19 protein-coding genes are annotated in these 18,496 nt (G+C 46.4%); all 19 read left to right on the forward strand.

Features of this window, described 5'->3' with window-relative positions; all coding sequences use genetic code 11:
* The first annotated feature begins 15 nt into the window (after window positions 1-15).
* The 19 genes from rplF to truA all read left to right on the forward strand — a co-directional run bounded on the left by rplF (window position 16) and on the right by truA (window position 18,482).
* A complete protein-coding gene (rplF, locus tag ACI3E1_RS03555; RefSeq protein WP_405024291.1) occupies window positions 16-552 on the forward strand; it encodes a 50S ribosomal protein L6 in 537 nt (178 codons plus the stop codon).
* 37 nt (window positions 553-589) lie between these two features.
* Window positions 590-955, forward strand: a complete 366-nt coding sequence (rplR, locus tag ACI3E1_RS03560) for a 50S ribosomal protein L18 (protein ID WP_405024292.1) — start codon at window positions 590-592, stop codon at window positions 953-955.
* Between the two features lie 20 nt (window positions 956-975).
* Window positions 976-1,476: a 30S ribosomal protein S5 gene (rpsE, locus tag ACI3E1_RS03565; protein ID WP_405024293.1), complete on the forward strand. Its 501-nt coding sequence runs from the start codon at window positions 976-978 to the stop codon at window positions 1,474-1,476.
* 16 nt (window positions 1,477-1,492) lie between these two features.
* Window positions 1,493-1,675: a 50S ribosomal protein L30 gene (gene rpmD / locus ACI3E1_RS03570; protein WP_283582045.1), complete on the forward strand. Its 183-nt coding sequence runs from the start codon at window positions 1,493-1,495 to the stop codon at window positions 1,673-1,675.
* Window positions 1,676-1,707: 32 nt separating this feature from the next.
* A complete protein-coding gene (gene rplO / locus ACI3E1_RS03575; protein ID WP_405024294.1) occupies window positions 1,708-2,145 on the forward strand; it encodes a 50S ribosomal protein L15 in 438 nt (145 codons plus the stop codon).
* Window positions 2,145-3,437 carry a preprotein translocase subunit SecY gene (gene secY, locus ACI3E1_RS03580; RefSeq protein WP_405024295.1) on the forward strand — a complete coding sequence of 431 codons (1,293 nt, stop codon included), beginning with the start codon at window positions 2,145-2,147 and terminating at the stop codon, window positions 3,435-3,437. The genes rplO and secY overlap by 1 nt, the downstream gene beginning before the upstream one ends.
* A gap of 614 nt (window positions 3,438-4,051) precedes the next feature.
* Entirely contained in the window at window positions 4,052-5,611 is a 1,560-nt protein-coding gene (locus tag ACI3E1_RS03585) for a SpaA isopeptide-forming pilin-related protein (protein ID WP_405024296.1), read from the forward strand.
* Window positions 5,612-6,389: 778 nt separating this feature from the next.
* Window positions 6,390-11,336, forward strand: a complete 4,947-nt coding sequence (locus ACI3E1_RS03590; protein WP_405024297.1) for a mucin-binding protein — start codon at window positions 6,390-6,392, stop codon at window positions 11,334-11,336.
* Window positions 11,337-11,479: 143 nt separating this feature from the next.
* Entirely contained in the window at window positions 11,480-12,139 is a 660-nt protein-coding gene (locus ACI3E1_RS03595) for an adenylate kinase (protein ID WP_405024298.1), read from the forward strand.
* A gap of 232 nt (window positions 12,140-12,371) precedes the next feature.
* Window positions 12,372-12,590, forward strand: a complete 219-nt coding sequence (gene infA, locus ACI3E1_RS03600) for a translation initiation factor IF-1 (protein ID WP_283582055.1) — start codon at window positions 12,372-12,374, stop codon at window positions 12,588-12,590.
* Window positions 12,591-12,627: 37 nt separating this feature from the next.
* A complete protein-coding gene (rpmJ, locus tag ACI3E1_RS03605; protein WP_283582056.1) occupies window positions 12,628-12,744 on the forward strand; it encodes a 50S ribosomal protein L36 in 117 nt (38 codons plus the stop codon).
* A 20-nt stretch (window positions 12,745-12,764) separates the two neighbouring features.
* Complete coding sequence (gene rpsM, locus ACI3E1_RS03610; protein WP_283582057.1) at window positions 12,765-13,130, forward strand: 30S ribosomal protein S13; 366 nt, start codon at window positions 12,765-12,767, stop codon at window positions 13,128-13,130.
* A gap of 31 nt (window positions 13,131-13,161) precedes the next feature.
* Window positions 13,162-13,548 (forward strand): 30S ribosomal protein S11, encoded by a 387-nt coding sequence (gene rpsK / locus ACI3E1_RS03615; RefSeq protein ID WP_283582058.1) that lies wholly within the window; start codon window positions 13,162-13,164, stop codon window positions 13,546-13,548.
* An 80-nt stretch (window positions 13,549-13,628) separates the two neighbouring features.
* The gene (locus tag ACI3E1_RS03620) at window positions 13,629-14,573 is read left to right on the forward strand and encodes a DNA-directed RNA polymerase subunit alpha (protein WP_283582059.1); all 945 of its coding nucleotides are present in this window, start codon (window positions 13,629-13,631) and stop codon (window positions 14,571-14,573) included.
* 25 nt (window positions 14,574-14,598) lie between these two features.
* Window positions 14,599-14,976, forward strand: coding sequence for a 50S ribosomal protein L17 (rplQ, locus tag ACI3E1_RS03625; RefSeq protein ID WP_405024299.1), 378 nt, complete (start codon window positions 14,599-14,601; stop codon window positions 14,974-14,976).
* Window positions 14,977-15,196: 220 nt separating this feature from the next.
* Complete coding sequence (locus ACI3E1_RS03630) at window positions 15,197-16,027, forward strand: energy-coupling factor transporter ATPase (RefSeq protein ID WP_405024300.1); 831 nt, start codon at window positions 15,197-15,199, stop codon at window positions 16,025-16,027.
* On the forward strand, window positions 16,003-16,872 hold the full coding sequence (locus ACI3E1_RS03635; protein ID WP_405024449.1) for an energy-coupling factor ABC transporter ATP-binding protein: 870 nt from the start codon (window positions 16,003-16,005) through the stop codon (window positions 16,870-16,872). Before ACI3E1_RS03630 ends, ACI3E1_RS03635 begins: the two co-directional genes overlap by 25 nt.
* Window positions 16,865-17,659 carry an energy-coupling factor transporter transmembrane component T family protein gene (locus ACI3E1_RS03640; RefSeq protein WP_405024301.1) on the forward strand — a complete coding sequence of 265 codons (795 nt, stop codon included), beginning with the start codon at window positions 16,865-16,867 and terminating at the stop codon, window positions 17,657-17,659. The genes ACI3E1_RS03635 and ACI3E1_RS03640 overlap by 8 nt, the downstream gene beginning before the upstream one ends.
* 31 nt (window positions 17,660-17,690) lie before the next feature.
* Entirely contained in the window at window positions 17,691-18,482 is a 792-nt protein-coding gene (gene truA / locus ACI3E1_RS03645) for a tRNA pseudouridine(38-40) synthase TruA (RefSeq protein ID WP_405024302.1), read from the forward strand.
* Window positions 18,483-18,496: the final 14 nt, after the last annotated feature.

Genomic DNA, 18,496 nt, shown 5'->3' on the forward strand with positions numbered 1-18,496 from the left:
GGAGGTGGCATACTCGTGAGTCGGATTGGTTATAAAGTAGTTGAGTTACCGGAAGGCGTTGAAGTAAAACGCGATGGTAATACGGTAACCGTAAAGGGACCAAAGGGTGAATTAACCCGGGAATTTCCTGAGAAGATTACGATGAAGATTGATGGTTCAACGGTGTCCTTCGACCGGCCATCAGATGATAATAAGATGAAGTCGCTGCACGGGACAACCCGGGCGAACTTCAATAACATGGTTGAAGGAGTTACTAAGGGCTTTAAGAAAGAGCTCGAATTACGCGGGGTTGGGTACCGTGCCCAGATGAAGGGAAAGACCCTTGTACTGAGCGTTGGGTACTCCCATCCAGTAAACTTCGAGGAAGAAGAGGGTATCAAGTTTGAATGCCCGTCTCAAACCCAGATTACCATTTCCGGAATCGATAAGGAAAAGGTTGGCGATTGCGCTGCCCGGATTCGTGAAACCCGGAAGCCGGAACCATATAAAGGAAAGGGAATTCGTTACGTTGGCGAGTACGTACGGCGTAAGGAAGGTAAGACTGGTAAGTAATAAATATGCAGCATAACCGCTGTAACTAAATTAAGAGGTGAAAATTGTGATTTCGAAACCAGACAAGAACAAGACGCGGCAACGGCGTCACGCCCGTGTTCGGGGGAAAATTTCTGGTACTGCTGAGTGCCCACGCTTAAATGTTTATCGTTCAAACAAAAACATCTACGCTCAAGTAATTGATGACGTAGCGGGTGTGACGCTGGTTAGTGCCTCTACATTAGATAGTGAAGTTAGCGCTGGCACCAAGACTGAGCAGGCAAGTGCGGTTGGTGCGCTGGTTGCTAAGCGTGCTGCAGACAAGGGTATCAAGGAAGTTGTATTTGACCGTGGTGGATACCTGTATCATGGACGCGTTCAGGCTTTAGCAGAAGCTGCACGTGAAAATGGCTTAGACTTTTAGGAAAAGGAGGAATACCGTTTATGACTTTTATCGATCCAGCACAATTAGATTTAGAAGATCGCGTTGTAGCAATCAACCGGATTACGAAGGTTGTTAAGGGTGGTCGGCGTTTACGGTTTGCTGCGCTGGTAATCGTTGGCGACCACAATGGTCACGTTGGTTTCGGGACCGGTAAGGCGCAGGAAGTTCCTGAAGCCATCCGGAAAGCCGTTGATGCTGCACGGAAGAACTTAATTGAAGTGCCAATCGTTGGAACAACGCTTCCTCACGAAATCATTGGTCAATACAGCGGAAGCCGGATTATGCTGAAGCCAGCAACGGCCGGTTCTGGAGTTGCTGCTGGTGGTGCCGTTCGTGCCGTTATGGAACTTGCTGGGGTTGACGATGTGACAAGTAAGTCGATTGGCTCAAACACGCCGGTCAATGTTGTCCGGGCAACTTTTGATGGATTGACCCGGATGAAGAGTGCTGAACACGTTGCTGAATTACGGGGCGTTTCAGTTCAGCACCTGGCTGAATAAGAAGGAGGACTGAATTATGGCTCAGATTAAAGTTACATTAAAGCACTCTGTCATTGGACGTCCTCAGTCTCAACGGAAAATCGTTAAGGGACTTGGGTTAGGCCGGATTAACAGTTCAGCCATCGTTCCGGATAACGCTGCAATGCGTGGGGCTATTCGGAAGATTAACCACTTAGTCGACGTCGAACTGGTTAAGTAATTACCATAATGATATAAGGAGGTGCCAACCCAATGAAATTAAATGAATTAAAGCCGAGTGAAGGTTCACGGAAAGCACGGATGCGTGTTGGTCGTGGGACTTCAGCAGGTAAGGGGAAGACCGCTGGCCGTGGTCAAAAGGGGCAAAAGGCCCGTTACAAGATCCGGCTTGGTTTCGAAGGAGGGCAGATGCCACTCTTTCGGCGGATGCCAAAACGGGGCTTCAACAACATTAACCGGAAGGAATACGCGATTGTTAACTTATCAACGTTGAACGACCGCTTTGAAGACGGTGCTGAAGTTTCACCAGTTATTTTGGTTGAAAAAGGCATTGTTAAGAACGAAAAGGATGGAATTAAGATTCTTGGTAATGGCGAATTGAACAAGAAGCTGACCGTTAAGGCGCACAAGTTCTCCGCTTCAGCCAAGGAAGCTATTGAAGCCGCTGGTGGAAACGCTGAGGTGATTTAATGCTTAAAACAATGAAGAATGCCCTAAAGGTGAAGGAAATTCGTAAGAAGTTGCTCTTCACTCTGGGTATCTTGATTGTCTTTCGTCTAGGCACTTATATCACCGTCCCCGGGATTAACGCTAAGGCACTGGAAAGCGTCGCGTCGACGGGGTTAGTCAGTATTCTGAATACTTTCAGTGGCGGTGGGCTGACGAACTACTCCATCCTTGCGATGGGGGTTTCCCCGTACATTACCGCCCAAATCGTGGTGCAATTACTTCAGATGGATATTGTGCCGCGGTTTGTGGAGTGGAGTAAACAGGGGGAAGTCGGTCGGCGAAAATTAAATCAGGTAACGCGTTACCTGACGATTGTGCTTGCGTTTGTACAATCAATTGGAATTACCGCTGGGTTTAACGCACTGAGTGGGTTGCACTTAATTGAGCGGCCAAGCCTCTCAACGTACCTGATGATTGGAATTATCCTGACTGCCGGAACGATGTTTACGACGTGGTTGGGGGACATGATTACCGATCGAGGAATCGGGAATGGGGTGTCCATCATTATTATGGCCGGGATTCTTGCCCGGACCCCAAGTGCGATTCATGAAGTTGTCAAGGAATGGTTCGGTTCGGCCCCGGGTAATATCTGGGTGCCAGTGGCCGAGGTAGTCGCCTTAGTTATTGCAGTTTTGATTATCGTAGTCTTTGTGACCTACGTTGAGGAAGCCAAGTACCGGGTGCCGATTCAGTATACTCGGCGAATGGCGGGAACGAGTGATAATTCGTTTCTGCCGTTAAAGGTGAACGTGGCTGGAGTGATCCCCGTGATCTTTGCTAGTTCGTTTATCGCGACGCCCCAGACGATTCTAATGGCCTTTACGTCGAAATTCCAAGGAGCTACGTGGTTTAAGGTGGCAACGGATATCTTTAACATGCAGACGATTCCGGGAATGACGTTATACACCATTTTAATCATTGTCTTCACGTTCTTCTATGCGTTTGTTCAGGTAAATCCTGAAAAACTTGCGGAGAATCTGCAAAAGCAGGGAAGTTACATTCCGTCAGTTTGGCCGGGGAAGGAAACGCAAAAGTATGTTTCCCGGTTATTGATGCGGTTGAGTTCGGTCGGATCCCTCTTTTTAGGGTTTGTTTCGTTAATCCCATTAATCGCATCCGCAATCTTTGGGTTGAATCAATCCATTGGATTGGGAGGAACGAGTCTGTTAATCGTTGTTGGGGTTACACTTGACACGGTTCGGCAGATGGAAGGTATGATGATGAAGCGTAAGTATGTTGGCTTTATCCGATAAATAATTAATTTTATGAGACCAGTTAATGCTAAGTTGTTGCGTTGACTGGTTTTATTGATGGAAAGAAAACGTCGCCTATTTTTAGGCGGCGTTTTTTGTGCCCTACATTAAATCCTGGCGGCATGGTTAAACATTTGTGTCAGTGACGTTTTGGTACTTTGAACGGCAAAAAAGCTTGATATACATCAATGTAAAAGGTTAGTTGCGATAAATGTTATTAACGGTTATTTTCAGTTTGCTCTTAATATATTGGGGATAATATTTTTATTGATTGTTAAGTAGAACTATGCTGTGTTTAGAACGTAATTACTACTTTAATGATGCATTAAAAGAAAGGACACTGTGCATAAAATTAAATGGCTTTAGCGGGTGGTTTGTAATTATAGTTAATTTATTCGCTGAATTGTGTTGCTTAGAAATGGGAAGGTACCGGAACATGCGGTTTATTTTCTTCATCAATGGAATTTGGCAAAGCGCTTTTAGAAATAGAGTAAAACATTATTTAAAGCTAATTAAGAAACAGATAATCAGCTAAAGATAGCTTATCATTTAACATTTTCATCATACTTTCTTATTACGATTGCAAAGGATTTTTTAATAGGAGCGTGTTGAAAATGAAACGATTTAGGAAAATAGGAGCGTTGTTTGCTGCAGTTATCCTTTGTTTGGCGACGTTTGTCACCACCTGGGGAGGAGCTAAGGCTAGTTCTGTTAGCGTTGGTGGATTAGGGGCCGCGAATGCCACTGTGTATGATGCAAGCGGAAAAGACGTAACGGGTCAGACTACTCTTAGTCGTTACCAGGCATATACCGTTAAGTATCATGGCAGCATTGCGGATTCCGCGCAGATTAATGATGGTGATACGACGACGTTTACTTTGCCGGATAATGTCCAGGTTGCAAATGCACAGAACTGTAATATTTATGACCAAAATGGTAATGTGGCAGGGACAGCCACAATTGCTGCGGGGGCGAAGACCGGGACAATTACGTTTAATAATGATCTTCATGGAAAATTAAACCGTTCAATTACGTTGAGTGTGGGAGTAGTTGGAACCACTACGGAGACGACGAATAATTCAAATGCACCGTCTCCTAGTACTGTAGCGAATGGTAGTGATACCAACCCAGCAACATTAGCTGCAGCAATTAACAAGGTTGGTTGGTTTGACAAGGATGATAGCAGCATCATTCATTGGGATGTTGTTGCTAACTTGCATAACGCTGATTTAAAGGATCCGGTAATTACCGACAATATGGGGCCCGGAATGGAATTAGTACCAGGTTCGGTGAAGGTTCAAGAGGGGTACTATGATAACGGAACCTTTACCGGGGCTATTTCTGCGCCAAATGCGAAGGTTACGACAAATGGATCGCAAATTACTATCAACGTGCCAAGCACGAACCTCGCTATTCATGTTTCGTATGAGGCAAAAATTACCAGTAAAAGTGAGACCAATTATAAAAATAATGCTACTATTTCGGCCGCAAACTTGAGCCAGACCGGAACGGATTCAGCGATGCTTCCAGGAGAGCTACGGGGGAATGTCGTCTTTGATGAAGGAGAGCTAACCGTACAAAAAGTAGATGCGACTACCAAGAAACCGCTAGCTGGTGCTAAGTTTGCCTTGTTTACGAAGGATCATCAGATCATTGATGAAGAAACGACTGGAGCGGATGGATTAGCCCACTTTACTAAGCTTGATTCCGGAGATTACTTGGTAAAGGAAGTTACGGCGCCATCTGGATACACGATTAATAATAAGTTGTACCCGGTCAACATTTCGGATACGACTAAGAGTGGTACGGTAACCGTAACGGATACTCCGGATAATTCAGCGCAGTCTTCGAGCTTAAGTTCCGCTAAGGCAGAAAAAGCTTCTAGTTCAAGTGTGAGCGGGCACTTTAGTAATAAGAAAGTAAGTAGCTCAGCACAGACCTTTGCTCCGGTAAAGTCGGCCCATAGTTCAGCTTCAAGCGTGGCTAGTTCAGCAAATGCCAAAGCTCATACTGGCCGTGTTATAGCCAAACAACCGGCAAAACAGAGCAGTAAACAGGCTTCGTGGTTGAAACAATTACCGGACACTGGTGACATGATTGCGGGTGGTTTAGTAGTTATTGGTGTTATTGTGCTGGCAGGAGCTGGGTTCCTTCTTTTGCGGAAACGTCACTAAGAAATAAAGTAACAGTTTAAAGGCTTTATAAAAACTTTTATACAGGCAAGGGCGTCCTTGATTATGTCGTTTTTGTAGTGGAAATCTCGGAAATACTGAGCAGGGACTCACGCTAGAGTTTTTGAAGTTAGATAAAGCAGAAAAATAAAAAGAAGCCAGGTTTGACCACTTAATTGTGCTTAAACCTGGCTTGAGTGTTTGGTGATCCTTGGCGGATATTAATCCACTAAATTATAAATCGGGTGTTTGTTAACAGGAGCACTTAATTTCAAAACATAATTTCTACCTGTAATTGGAATTGACATTGTTAAGTGGAATTATGCTGGGAGTGAAACTAAATTGAAATCAACGGAGGATGTTCTTGTTTCTATCTGGATGGCAAAATCTGCTCGGCATATTGAATTTTTGGGAAAACATATATTTTGAAAAATGATTAACATTAGACTCAGCCGTTTGACAAATAAAGAGGTCTGTTCCAAAGAACTCAAGTTGTGAGACATATTCGAAGTAGTGATGATTAATTTACTTGTTGAATGATGGCATTTGAAGAAGTGGAATTGCAATAAAGAATCGTCGCTTAAAATAGGTATCTTTGTTATTAACAGAATTTATAAAGACTATAAAAGATTTAAAAAAAATCGAAGATAGCTGAGAAAAATGAATGTGTATTAGAAGTATAGTACCATGTAACATGGTAATATAGTTAGTAAAATAACAGTACAGGGATTAATGATGTTTTTAGAAAAATAGTAATTGTATAACTAAGAGGAACATTAAAATGAGAAATAAAACCTACCTTGGAGATAAAATTCGGAGAGTTAAATTATATAAAAAAGGTAAGATGTGGGTTGCTGCTGCGATTACTTTTTTAACTGTTGGTGTTGGACGGTTAGTGCAAGTCAATGCTGATCAAGCGAATTCAGTAAGTGAATCTGATGAACAGGTTACAACTGTAAGTAAGTCCAGTTCATCTGAATCTGATGAGCAGGCTACAACCGTAAGCAAATCCAGTTCATCTGAATCTGTGGAGAATGGTAATAGTCAGGTAAGTTCTAATTCTACAAGTGTAGAAACGGGGAAACAAACAACAGAAGGTGTGCGGTCAACTGTGCGTCCCGTATCAGAGAATGTTACTTCCGTTTCTGCAAATAGTTCGTCTGTTACGACGACACAATCGTCTCAGGATTCACAGGAAGCATCTACGCCAGTTGAACATCAGGCGAACAATGAGAATACAAAGGAGGCTCAAAGTAATGTAGCATCTTCAATGTTGCCAGTGGCGAAGGCTATGCCGTTAACATTGGCATCGACTTCGTCTACGGATGATCCGTATGACGATCCTTATTACGGTACGTGGACTTTTTTCTTCTCAGATGATAAGGGAAATACACTGTACTATCCTGTTGGTTGTACTAATAAAACGTCTGACCAGGCGGAAACGTTTGTTACGCCGTACGTTAAAATGATTGAGGCAAGAGGATATACGTATGTGGGCGACCAGGGGTTTACCTATAATGCTGGATCGGGATATGCGTATAACTATAATACCTTAATTTTCAAGAAAAACCCTCTAGTTCAAGGGGGCGCAGTTACCGTTAAGTATGTGGATGCGTCAACCGGAGAAGTGTTACAGACTGGGACTGCAACGTATACGGATGATAGCGGTAATACCAGTAGTACGCCGTATGTTGGTTATACTTACACGACTAAACCCGTAACAATTACTGGGTATACGTTAAGTAAGACCCCAAGTAATGCAACGGGGAAAGTAACAAGCAGTGCGCAAACGGTAACGTATGAGTATACACCTAACCAAGAAACGGCTAAGATTCAAATTATCGATGAAACAGATGGTGGAAAGGTTTTAACAACTATTAATGTTAACGGGACGTACGGAAAAACGTCGTCCTACGATATTAATAGTTACTTGAATAGTAACTACCCTAATTATGATGTCGCATCGAATAATTGGCCGGGTTCAATTACGTGGGACAGTACAAATGATGGAACTGTTCCAGAATATCAGGTTAAACTGACGCATAAAACCCAGACTGGGACACAAACTAAGGTTGTCACGCAAACGATTAAATACCAGTATGCAGATGGGACGCAAGCTGAGCCGACAAAGACCACCACAATTACTTTTACGCGACCGGAAACGACGGATCTAGTTACAGGAAACGTGACGTATGGTTCGTGGACAAATGAAACCGGAACTGACGAGTTTCCTGCGGTTCAATCGCCACAGATTCCGGGATATACGGCTAGTTACAGTGAATCTTCACCGGTGACGGGAGTTACTGCTGATAGTCCTGATAATACCCAAACAATTGTTTATGTTGCCAATAAAGAAGAAATGACGATTGTTTATTACGATATGGACGAACACAAAATCTTACAGGAGAAGATTTTGCAGGGGGATTATAATACTTCACCTGACTATGACTATCAGAGTGTTTTGAAGTCATTTGAGGATGCCGGGTATAACGTTGCGAAGAATACAATTCCAGCAAGTGGACTGAAATTCGATAATACGGGTGATCAGCACTATGAGATAGACTTAACGCATACAACAACTAAACTACCCGCCGACTCAGAAGGGTTGACAAAGGTAATTACCCATACAATTCATTACGTTGATTCATCCGGAAAAACGGTTGCGCCAGATGTAGTGCAGTCGATCACGTACACGCGGGGAGCTACAAAGGATAACGTTACGGGAGCAATTACCTATACCGATTGGACTACGACGACGGATCCAGCGGAATTTCCGTCAGTTACATCCCCAACCGTTGCGGGGTACACGCCTAGTCAAACTGATAGTGGGGTTGTTCCGGTAGACAGTAATTCATCTGATTCAAACGAAACCATTGTTTATAGCAAAAACGGTGGGACACAGACTCCTACTGGGGATACTTCGACGGTTACTGAAACTATTAACTATATAAATAGTAGTGGAGTTGTGTTACATGCCCCAACGACGGAAACGATCACCTTTGAGAAGGGAACTGATGGGACGTATACGGCAGTTGGTAGTGATGATTTTCCGGCAATTACGGTTCCAACGATTGAGGGATATACGCCCAATGTAACGACGATTCCGGCAGTTGATGGGGTTAAGGCAACTGATGCCAATATTGAAAAGACGGTGGTTTATAGTCCGGTTCAATCGTCAATTACTATTACTTATTATGATGAAACTAGTAAGAAGACGTTACGGACGGATACGTTGAGCGGCAATTACAACGCAAGTCCGGATTATGATGCGACCACGTTAATTGATGGATTCGAGAAAAATGGTTATGCAGAGGTAAGCAGTAACGTTCCATCAAGTTTAATTTATACGAATAGTCCGCAATCGTATACGGTGGTGCTGAAGCACACATATACGACAAGTACGCAGACGGCTACCGTCACGCAAACGATTAACTACAACTATGCGAATGGGCAACAGGCAGCACCGTCAGTTAATAAACAGTTAAGCTTCTCACGGACGCAAACGAAGGATAACGTAACCGGGGATATCCAAAACAGTACTTGGACACCATCGGCGGGTGAGTTTCCTGCCGTAACGTCACCTACCATTACGGGTTACACCCCTTCAAAGGCGCAGAGTGAGGTAATCTCTAATGTGGACGGGTCAACAACAAACAATGTCCAAAATATTGTTTATACTGCTAACCAGGAAAAGATTACCGTTAATTATATTGATCAAACGACGGGTAAAACAATTACTACGGATACGTTGACAGGGGCGTACGATACGACATCCTCTTATACCACTGCTAGTGAAATTGCTAAGTTGGAAAGTCAAGGATATGTCCTGGTACAGGATAACTATCCTTCTTCGGGTGCAAAGTTCGATGAGGATGGCGTAGTAAAATCGTATGACGTTGTCTTAAAAGAAAATGTAACTACGTCCACGGAGTCAAAAACAATTAATCAGGTTATTCATTACGTTGATCAAAATGGGAAAACAATTGCACCTGATAAGGATAGTTCAGTAACCTTTACACGCACAGTTTCGACGAATAAGGTTACTGGAGTACAGACAGATGGGGCATGGACTCCAACAACGGAAGAATTTCCAGCTGTGACATCACCAACAATTACAGGTTATACGGTAATTCCTGGGGAAGAAACGAGTCAGGCTGTAAGTGTTGACCCAACGACGGGGGATAATACGCAAACGATTACGTATACGGCCAACCAGGAACGTGCACAGGTGGAGTATATTGATGGTACTGATAATAGCGTTATGTCATCGGTTACTCTTAGCGGAGCGTATGGGACTACTGATAGCTACAACCCTGCTGCAACAATTCAACAGTACATTGATAAGGGGTATAAATTATCAAGTGATGAATTTCCGGCGAGTGGCGTTGTGTACAATTACGACGGTACGGTTCCTGTTTATAAGATTGTTTTTGAACATAATACACGGACTGACAGTGTGGGGAATAACCCTGACAATGTATCAGCAGACGAATTAACACATACGGTGCATCAGACGATCCATTACGTCTACAGTGATGGGAGTCAGGCGGCATCGGATGCAACGAATTCTTTGACATTTAATCGCAGTGTAACGGTTGACCAAGTGACACATGAGGTGATTGCTGAAGGAGATTGGACGCCGTCAACGCAGACGTTCCCGGCCGTGACATCACCGACGATCACGGGGTACACGCCGAGTGCCGCGCAAAGTAGCGCAGTGGACGTGACGGAAAGCAGTGCAGATGACACGCAGACGATCACGTACACGGCCAACAAAGAGCATGCGGTGGTGAACTATGTGGATGACGCCACTGGGAAGACGGTTGCCAGTGAAACGGTTGATGGCACCTTCGGTGGCACGACAACGTATGATCCAACGAGTGAGGAGAATACGTTGAAGAATGAAGGTTACACGATTGGAAGTAACGACTTGCCGAGTGGGGACAAGATTACGTTCACGCAGGACGGGCAAGTGCCGACGTATACCGTGCACCTGAATGAAGGGACAACGACGTATACGCCAAGCAACAACCCGGACGGGTTGGAGTTAACGCACACGGTGCACCAGACGATCCATTACGTCTACAGTGATGGGAGTCAGGCGGCGCCGGACGCCACGCGGGATGTGACGTTCCAACGGAACGCGACGAAGAATAACGTGACGGGGGCCATCACGTACACGGATTGGACGCCGTCAACGCAGACGTTTCCGGCCGTGACATCACCGACGATCACGGGGTACACGCCGAGTGCCGCGCAAAGTAGTGCAGTGGACGTGACGGAAAGCAGTGCGGATGACACGCAGACGATCACGTACACGGCCAACAAAGAGCATGCAGCTGCTAATACGGATCACTCGCATAGTGATACAAACGGGACAACCGCTCACACAACAACGGATAGTTCTGAAAAGCATAATGCGTCAAATAATACTGTTAGTCATCTTCATAAGACTTCGGCTTCAACTGAAAAGACTTTAGGCCAAGAACAAGTTAAACAGAAGAACGCTAATAATAGCAGTTCAATTGTGACAAAGGCTGCTTTAAATAATATTCAAGGTCAGTCAAGCAGTGATCATGGTCAGACGGAAAACCGTTCGGGCGTAGGAAAGTTACCGGATACAGGAAATGCTGCTAATCATGGCGGTATATTAGGAGCCTTGTTAATCGTATTTGCTAATCTATTAGCCTTCTTGGGATGGGGGGATCGAAAGAAGAAAAAGGAATAAGATAGTACAAGAATGAGCGCTGGCAATAAATTTTGCCGGCGTTTATTTTTATGCAATAGTCAAAAAGAAACCAAATAGTAGACTTAAATTTAAGGGCTAATTGCAGTACACTGAAGAAGTGATTTTTTGAAAGAAGGGATAACATGGGTTTAGATTTAATGTTAATGGGCTTGCCCGGCGCTGGCAAAGGCACCCAGGCTGAACGGATTGTTGATGAATATAAAATTCCCCATATTTCAACGGGAGATATTTTTCGCGCTGCCATAAAAAATGGAACGGAAATGGGCAAGGAAGCTAAGAAGTACATCGATAAGGGCGAACTTGTGCCGGATGAAGTTACTAACGGTATCGTAAAGGAGCGGTTGGCTGAAGACGATGTGAACGATGGGTACATGTTGGACGGTTTTCCACGGAACATGGTCCAAGCTAAGGCTCTCGATCAGTTTGGGGCGGAGTTAGGTAAGCCGTTAAACTGCGTGATTAACATTGACGTTGACCCGCAATCTTTAATGGAGCGGTTGACTGGCCGGTTTGTTTGCCGTGACTGTGGTGCAACGTACCATAAGGTCTTTAACCCGACTAAGGTAGCGGGAACGTGTGACCGGTGTGGCGGGCATAACTTCTTCCAGCGGGATGATGATAAGCCGGAAACGGTCAAGAACCGGTTGGACGTTAACATGAAGATGAACACGCCGCTGCTAGACTTTTACAAGCAGAAGGGAATTCTTCACAACGTGGACGGGAATCAGGAGATTGATGCCGTTTTTGCGGCCATCAAGCAAGTTTTAGCTACTATCAAGTAGTTGTAGAGTAAGTTACCGTAATTAACGGTGAATTGCCTGAATTATTATGGCGCGAATGCTTGTCGAAAGCTGTCTCGTGTGCTATGATAATTCAGGTTTACTTTTTCAATGGGCTTAGTTTGCACTTTTTTGCACCGGCCCGCAGAAAATGGTGGGACTCTCCCGGATGGGAAACTACTCACGTGTTGACGACGGGTAAAGTTTCACAACCAATTTAAGGAGGTACTTTTACGTGGCGAAAGATGATGTGATTGAGATTCAAGGGACAATCAAAGAAACGTTGCCTAATGCGATGTTTAAAGTTGAACTTGAGAACGGGCACGAGATTCTTGCCCACGTTTCCGGGAAGATTCGGATGCATTACATTCGGATTTTGCCGGGTGACCGGGTAACGGTTGAGATGTCCCCTTACGATTTGACTAAGGGTCGCATTACCTATCGCTTTAAATAGATTGTCCTTCGAAAAAATTTTTTAGGAGGTATGATTCATGAAAGTAAGACCATCAGTTAAACCAATGTGCGAACACTGCAAAGTAATCAAGCGCAAGGGTCGCGTTATGGTTATTTGCGATAACCCGAAGCACAAGCAACGTCAAGGATCATAAGATAAGGAGGTGTAATTGTAATGGCTCGTATTGCAGGGATTGACTTACCAAGTGACAAGCGGATTGTCATTGGGTTGACCTACATTTATGGAATCGGTAACTCACGCGCTAAGAAGATCTTAGCAGACGCTGGCGTTTCAGAAGACGTTCGCGTTCGTGACCTGACAGCCGAACAGGAAGACAAGATCCGGGTGGAAGTTAACAAGTATGACGTCGAAGGGGACCTTCGGCGGGAAGTTTCCATGAACATCAAACGTCTTTCTGAAATTGGCTCTTACCGAGGCCTTCGTCACCGGCGGCACTTACCAGTTCGTGGTCAAAACACCAAGAACAACGCCCGCACGCGGAAAGGCCCAGCGGTTTCAATTGCAGGGAAGAAGAAATAATAAATTAAAATAAAAGGAGGTTAGATCGTTCATGGCAGTTAAGAAGTCACGGAAGCGCCGGGCAAAGAAGCACATTGAGTCCGGTGTGGCACACATTCACTCAACCTTTAACAACACCCTCGTGATGATTACGGATGTTCACGGGAACGCCGTTGCATGGTCATCAGCCGGTGCACTTGGCTTTAAGGGTAGCCGGAAGTCGACGCCGTTTGCTGCACAGATGGCTGCGGAAGCCGCTGCAAAGAGTGCAATGGATCACGGAATGAAGACCGTTGAAGTATCCGTTAAGGGACCTGGTTCAGGGCGTGAAGCTGCTATTCGGGCACTTCAGGCCGCAGGGCTTGAGGTTACATCCATCAAGGACGTAACGCCGGTTCCGCATAACGGATGCCGTCCGCCAAAGCGTCGTCGTGTTTAATAGCGACATTACCGTTGGGGCGGGTTCGCAACGGTTTTGTTGGCTGACACGATGCGTTTTGAAAGGGGTATGCATTACTAATGATCGAATTTGAAAAACCAAAAATTCATAAGATTGAAGAGACGAAGGACTATGGCCGGTTTATCGTTGAACCGCTTGAACGGGGCTACGGTACGACGCTCGGGAATTCGTTACGCCGGATTCTGCTTTCTTCGTTACCGGGTGCAGCGATCACTGACGTTCAGATTGATGGTGTTCTGCACGAATTTTCAACCGTTGACGGAGTGTTAGAGGATGTCACCAAGATAATCCTGAACCTCAAGAAGGTTGCCTTAAAAATCAACGGTGAAGACAAGCAGGACCTTGAAATTGACGTGACCGGGCCGCTTGAAGTAACGGCTGGTGACATCCAGGGGTCAAGTGATGTTGAAATTTTGAACCCCGATCAGTATATTTGTACGGTTGCTGATGGTGCCACATTCCACGCCCGGCTGTCTGCCAACACGGGGCGGGGATATGTTTCGGCTGATGAAAACAAGGCCAAGGCAGATGATATGCCAATTGGTGTTTTACCGATTGACTCACTTTATACCCCAATCGAGCGCGTCAATTATCAGGTTGAAAAGACGCGTGTTGGTCAAAAGGATGACTATGACAAATTAACCCTTGACGTGTGGACAAATGGTTCACTAACGCCAAGTGAGGCAATTAGCTTATCCGCTAAGATTTTAACGGAACACTTGACCCTGTTCGTCGACCTGACTGATGAAGCAAAGAATGCTGAAATCATGGTTGAAAAGGAAGAGACGGCCAAGGAGAAGATGCTGGAAATGACCATCGAAGAGCTTGATCTTTCCGTGCGGTCATACAACTGCTTAAAGCGGGCCGGCATCAACACGGTGCAGGAACTGACTGATAAGTCAGAAGCTGACATGATGAAGGTGCGGAACCTCGGACGAAAGTCCCTCGATGAGGTTGAAGGTAAGTTAGCTGAACTTGGGTTAAGTCTTCGTCAAGACGACTAATAACAACATAAAGGAGGGACTATTGATGGCTTATCGTAAATTGGGACGGACCAGCGAACACCGGAAAGCAATGCTTCGGAACTTGACAACCGATTTGATCGTAAACGGCAAGATCGTGACGACGGTTCAGAAGGCCAAGGAAGTTCGGAAAATGGCTGAAAAGATGATTACTCTTGGTAAGAAGGGTGATTTATCTGCTCGCAGGAAAGCCGCTGGTTACATCATGGATGTTGTTGTTGATAACGACAATGACGAAGATGCAAGCATTAAGACGGCACTCCAGATGCTATTTGATGATGTTGCTCCCCGTTACGCTGAACGGAACGGCGGGTATACGCGGATTTTGAAGATGGACCGGCGGCGCGGTGATGCTGCTCAGATGGCAATCATCGAACTGGTTTAATTAAATCTGCTAGTTAAATACGTAAAGGGTCACTTTTACGATGATGGAAGGATGTTATGATGATGGCGAATGCCAAGTCTAGTCCTAAGTAGTCTGTGAGGATGAAAATTCACCGTAAAAAGTGATTTTTTATTTTATGGCGGATTCCAAGGAAATCATGGTACTGGTTCCGTGTTCTCTGATATAATGTGGGGGAATTACACGGTCAGGAGGAATTAATATGCCGGTCATTGATGTTCAGGACATAACAGTCCAGTACCGCGATGAGGATCATCCTGCACTGCAGCACGTTTCACTGCAGGTTGAGCAGGGAGAGTGGGTTGCCTTAATTGGCCATAACGGTAGTGGGAAGAGCACCCTTGCCCGGACACTTGACGGCCTGGTTCCCTTGATGGCAGGGACCATTCACGTTGCGGGGATTCCGGTTGATGAAGAGCATATTTGGGCGGTTCGGCGGCGGATCGGAATGGTTTTTCAAAATCCAGATAATCAGTTTGTCGGAGCGGATGTTGCGGGGGACGTGGCGTTTAGCCTCGAGAATCAGGAAATTCCCCGTGAAGAGATGCACCGGCGCGTAGCTGCTGCACTGAAAGTAGTGGGAATGACAGAGTATGCTACCCATGCTCCTAGCCGCCTTTCGGGAGGGCAAAAGCAGCGGGTCGCGATTGCTGGGGTGTTAGCGTTGCGCCCGGAGATTGTCATTTTTGATGAGGCGACTAGTATGCTTGATCCGGCTGGCCGGGATGATATCGTAACACTCATGCGCACCCTTCACGAACAAGGGCTAACGATTATTACCATCACGCATGATATTGATGAGGCCGGGCTGGCTGACCGGGTGATTATGTTGGATAATGGTCAGGTAGTAACTGCTGCTTCGCCGGCAACCGTTTTTGCACAAGAAGATGCGTTAGTTGCTCGGGGATTAGACGTACCGTATTCTGCTCGTTTAAAGCGGGCACTTGCTGCCCGGGGAATCCGGGTGCCTAAGGAATACCTCACAAACGAAGGGATGGTGAACTGGTTATCGCAATTGAAGTCAACCATTTAAGTTACACTTACCAGGCGGGCACACCCATGGCAACCCCGGCTTTGCAGGATGTTTCCCTTCGGATTGAAGATGAAAGTTATACGGCAATCATCGGGCATACGGGGAGCGGAAAATCAACGCTCCTCCAGCATTTCAACGGGTTACTTAAGCCGACAGCTGGTCAAGTGACGGTGAACGGGGTTACGATTACCCCCGCAACGAAGAATAAGGAATTGAGTGATCTCCGCCAGCAGGTAGGGTTTGTATTTCAGTTTCCGGAGGCGCAATTATTTGAGGAAACGGTGCTCAAGGATATCGCCTTTGCACCGCGTAATTTTGGCAAGAGCGCAGCCGAAGCGGAGCAAATTGCTCGTAAGGTGGCAGCCATGGTAGGGTTGAGTGAAGCAACGCTTACCCAGTCACCGTTTGACCTTTCTGGCGGCCAAATGCGACGAGCGGCCATTGCTGGAATCTTAGCAATGGAGCCGCATACACTGATTTTGGATGAACCTACGGCAGGATTGGATCCGCAGGGGCGGCGGAGCATGATGAAGCTGTTCGACCGGTTACACCGGGAGCACCACCTCACAATTATTCTGGTTACTCACCAGATGGATGACGTGGCGGATTATGCTGATCACGTGGTTGTAATGGAACACGGTCAGGTGCTGCTGACGGGAACGCCGCGGCAGGTATTTGCGGATGCAAAATGGCTCCGTGCGCATCACCTACGGTTGCCGCAAACGGCAGCAATGGCGGAAAAGCTGGTAGCGCGGGGCTTTACGTTTGCTCCGTTACCGTTGACCGAACACGAACTTGCTGACCAGCTTGTTCCACAGCTTCAAGGGGAGGCTCACCATGACTAAGCTATTATTAGGCCGGTACGTCTCTGGCAATTCAATACTTCATCGGATGGATGCTCGGGCTAAACTAGCCCTTAGTTTTGCGTTTATTGCCATTATTTTCTTGGCAAATAATTGGGCAACGTACCTGGTATTAAGTGCGTTTACGTTGGGGTGCGTCGTGCTTTCGCGGGTGTCTGTCCGTTTCTTTATCGCTGGGGTGAAACCCCTTGTTTGGTTGATCCTTTTAACGGTGACGCTTCAGGTTTTCTTTGCCCGGGGAGGGACCGTTTACTGGCACTGGGGGGTTCTCTTTCTGACGGCGGGGGGGATTACCAACGGGATTTTCGTGTTTTGCCGGTTTATGCTAATTATTTGTATGTCAACTCTGTTGACTCTTACTACACCGCCACTAGCAATTGCGGATGCCATGGAGTCGCTGATGACTCCCCTGAAACTTATGCGGGTACCGGTTGCAGAAATCGCGTTAATGTTATCAATCGCGTTGCGGTTTGTGCCAACGTTGATGGATGAAACCCAAAAAATCATGAATGCGCAACGGGCGCGCGGGGTTAGCTTTAGTACCGGAAAGGTTCGTGATCGGATTAAGGCCATAATTCCGCTCTTAGTACCACTTTTTGTTAGCTCGTTTGACCGGGCGGAGGACCTCGCCACTGCAATGGAGGCACGGGGTTACCGGGACGGCGCACACCGGACAAAGTACCGCATCCAGCAGTGGCACCTGATGGATACCGTTGCGGTAGTGGCATTTGTACTGCTAACGGGCGCGCTCGTATGGCTCCGTGCTTAGGATGAATTTAATGCAGAAGGGATGATGGCGGATGCCGCGGTACAAGGTAACGCTAGCCTATGATGGAACTAATTTTGCGGGCTACCAGGTACAACCCTATAAGCGAACGGTACAAGGGGTTCTAGAGCGGGCCCTTAATAAGATGAGTAAACGGGATGATTTCATCCATGTGGTGGGGTCAGGCCGGACCGATGCGGGGGTGCACGCTCTCGGCCAGGTAATCCACTTTGATTTTCCCCACGATATTCCGGCACGGGGGATGCTCCGCGGGCTAAACAGCATGCTGCCTTTGGACTGTGAGGTGGTGGCCTGCGAAGTAGTGCCCCCAAGCTTTCACGCCCGCTATACGGCCCACGCGAAGACGTACGTTTACCGGGTCAGTCGCGGAGAGTTTGTTAATCCGTTTAAGCGAAATTACACCGGGCACTATAAGTTTAAGGTGGATCTTGCTAAAATCAGGGCGGCCCTCCCGGACGTGGAAGGAACCCACGATTACTCGAGTTTTGTGGCCGCGGGAAGTCAAGCAACCAACCATGTTCGGACGGTGTATAAGGCAACCGTTCGGGAGGACCAGGCAAACGACGAGGTTATCTTCTCGTTTACCGGGAATGGTTTTTTGTATAACCAGGTGCGGATTATGGTTGCTGCACTGCTCGAAATTGGTGCGGGGCGGCGGCCGGTGCATGATTTCCGGCGGCTTTATAAAGTTAAGGACCGTAACGAATGCCGTGAAACAGCCCCAGCAAGCGGGTTATACCTAAAGGCCGTTTATTATGATCAGTCTGGACTTGAATTAACCCGAAAAAGCGGGGAAGGTAATTGACGCGTGCGGGGCAA

The organism is Ligilactobacillus sp. LYQ139 (genome assembly GCF_045033025.1).
Classification (GTDB): Bacteria; Bacillota; Bacilli; order Lactobacillales; family Lactobacillaceae; genus Ligilactobacillus.

Bases quoted from the DNA above. Each gene is read 5' to 3' on its own strand.
- ACI3E1_RS03630 (WP_405024300.1), top strand. From the start codon at position 15,197: ATGCCGGTCATTGATGTTCAGGACATAACAGTCCAGTACCGCGATGAG.
- rpsE (WP_405024293.1), top strand. From the start codon at position 976: ATGACTTTTATCGATCCAGCACAATTAGATTTAGAAGATCGCGTTGTA.
- ACI3E1_RS03585 (WP_405024296.1), top strand. From the start codon at position 4,052: ATGAAACGATTTAGGAAAATAGGAGCGTTGTTTGCTGCAGTTATCCTT.
- rpsK (WP_283582058.1), top strand. From the start codon at position 13,162: ATGGCAGTTAAGAAGTCACGGAAGCGCCGGGCAAAGAAGCACATTGAG.
- rplQ (WP_405024299.1), top strand. From the start codon at position 14,599: ATGGCTTATCGTAAATTGGGACGGACCAGCGAACACCGGAAAGCAATG.
- secY (WP_405024295.1), top strand. From the start codon at position 2,145: ATGCTTAAAACAATGAAGAATGCCCTAAAGGTGAAGGAAATTCGTAAG.
- rpsM (WP_283582057.1), top strand. From the start codon at position 12,765: ATGGCTCGTATTGCAGGGATTGACTTACCAAGTGACAAGCGGATTGTC.
- rpmJ (WP_283582056.1), top strand. From the start codon at position 12,628: ATGAAAGTAAGACCATCAGTTAAACCAATGTGCGAACACTGCAAAGTA.
- ACI3E1_RS03590 (WP_405024297.1), top strand. From the start codon at position 6,390: ATGAGAAATAAAACCTACCTTGGAGATAAAATTCGGAGAGTTAAATTA.
- rplO (WP_405024294.1), top strand. From the start codon at position 1,708: ATGAAATTAAATGAATTAAAGCCGAGTGAAGGTTCACGGAAAGCACGG.
- truA (WP_405024302.1), top strand. From the start codon at position 17,691: ATGCCGCGGTACAAGGTAACGCTAGCCTATGATGGAACTAATTTTGCG.
- ACI3E1_RS03640 (WP_405024301.1), top strand. From the start codon at position 16,865: ATGACTAAGCTATTATTAGGCCGGTACGTCTCTGGCAATTCAATACTT.
- ACI3E1_RS03620 (WP_283582059.1), top strand. From the start codon at position 13,629: ATGATCGAATTTGAAAAACCAAAAATTCATAAGATTGAAGAGACGAAG.
- rpmD (WP_283582045.1), top strand. From the start codon at position 1,493: ATGGCTCAGATTAAAGTTACATTAAAGCACTCTGTCATTGGACGTCCT.
- ACI3E1_RS03595 (WP_405024298.1), top strand. From the start codon at position 11,480: ATGGGTTTAGATTTAATGTTAATGGGCTTGCCCGGCGCTGGCAAAGGC.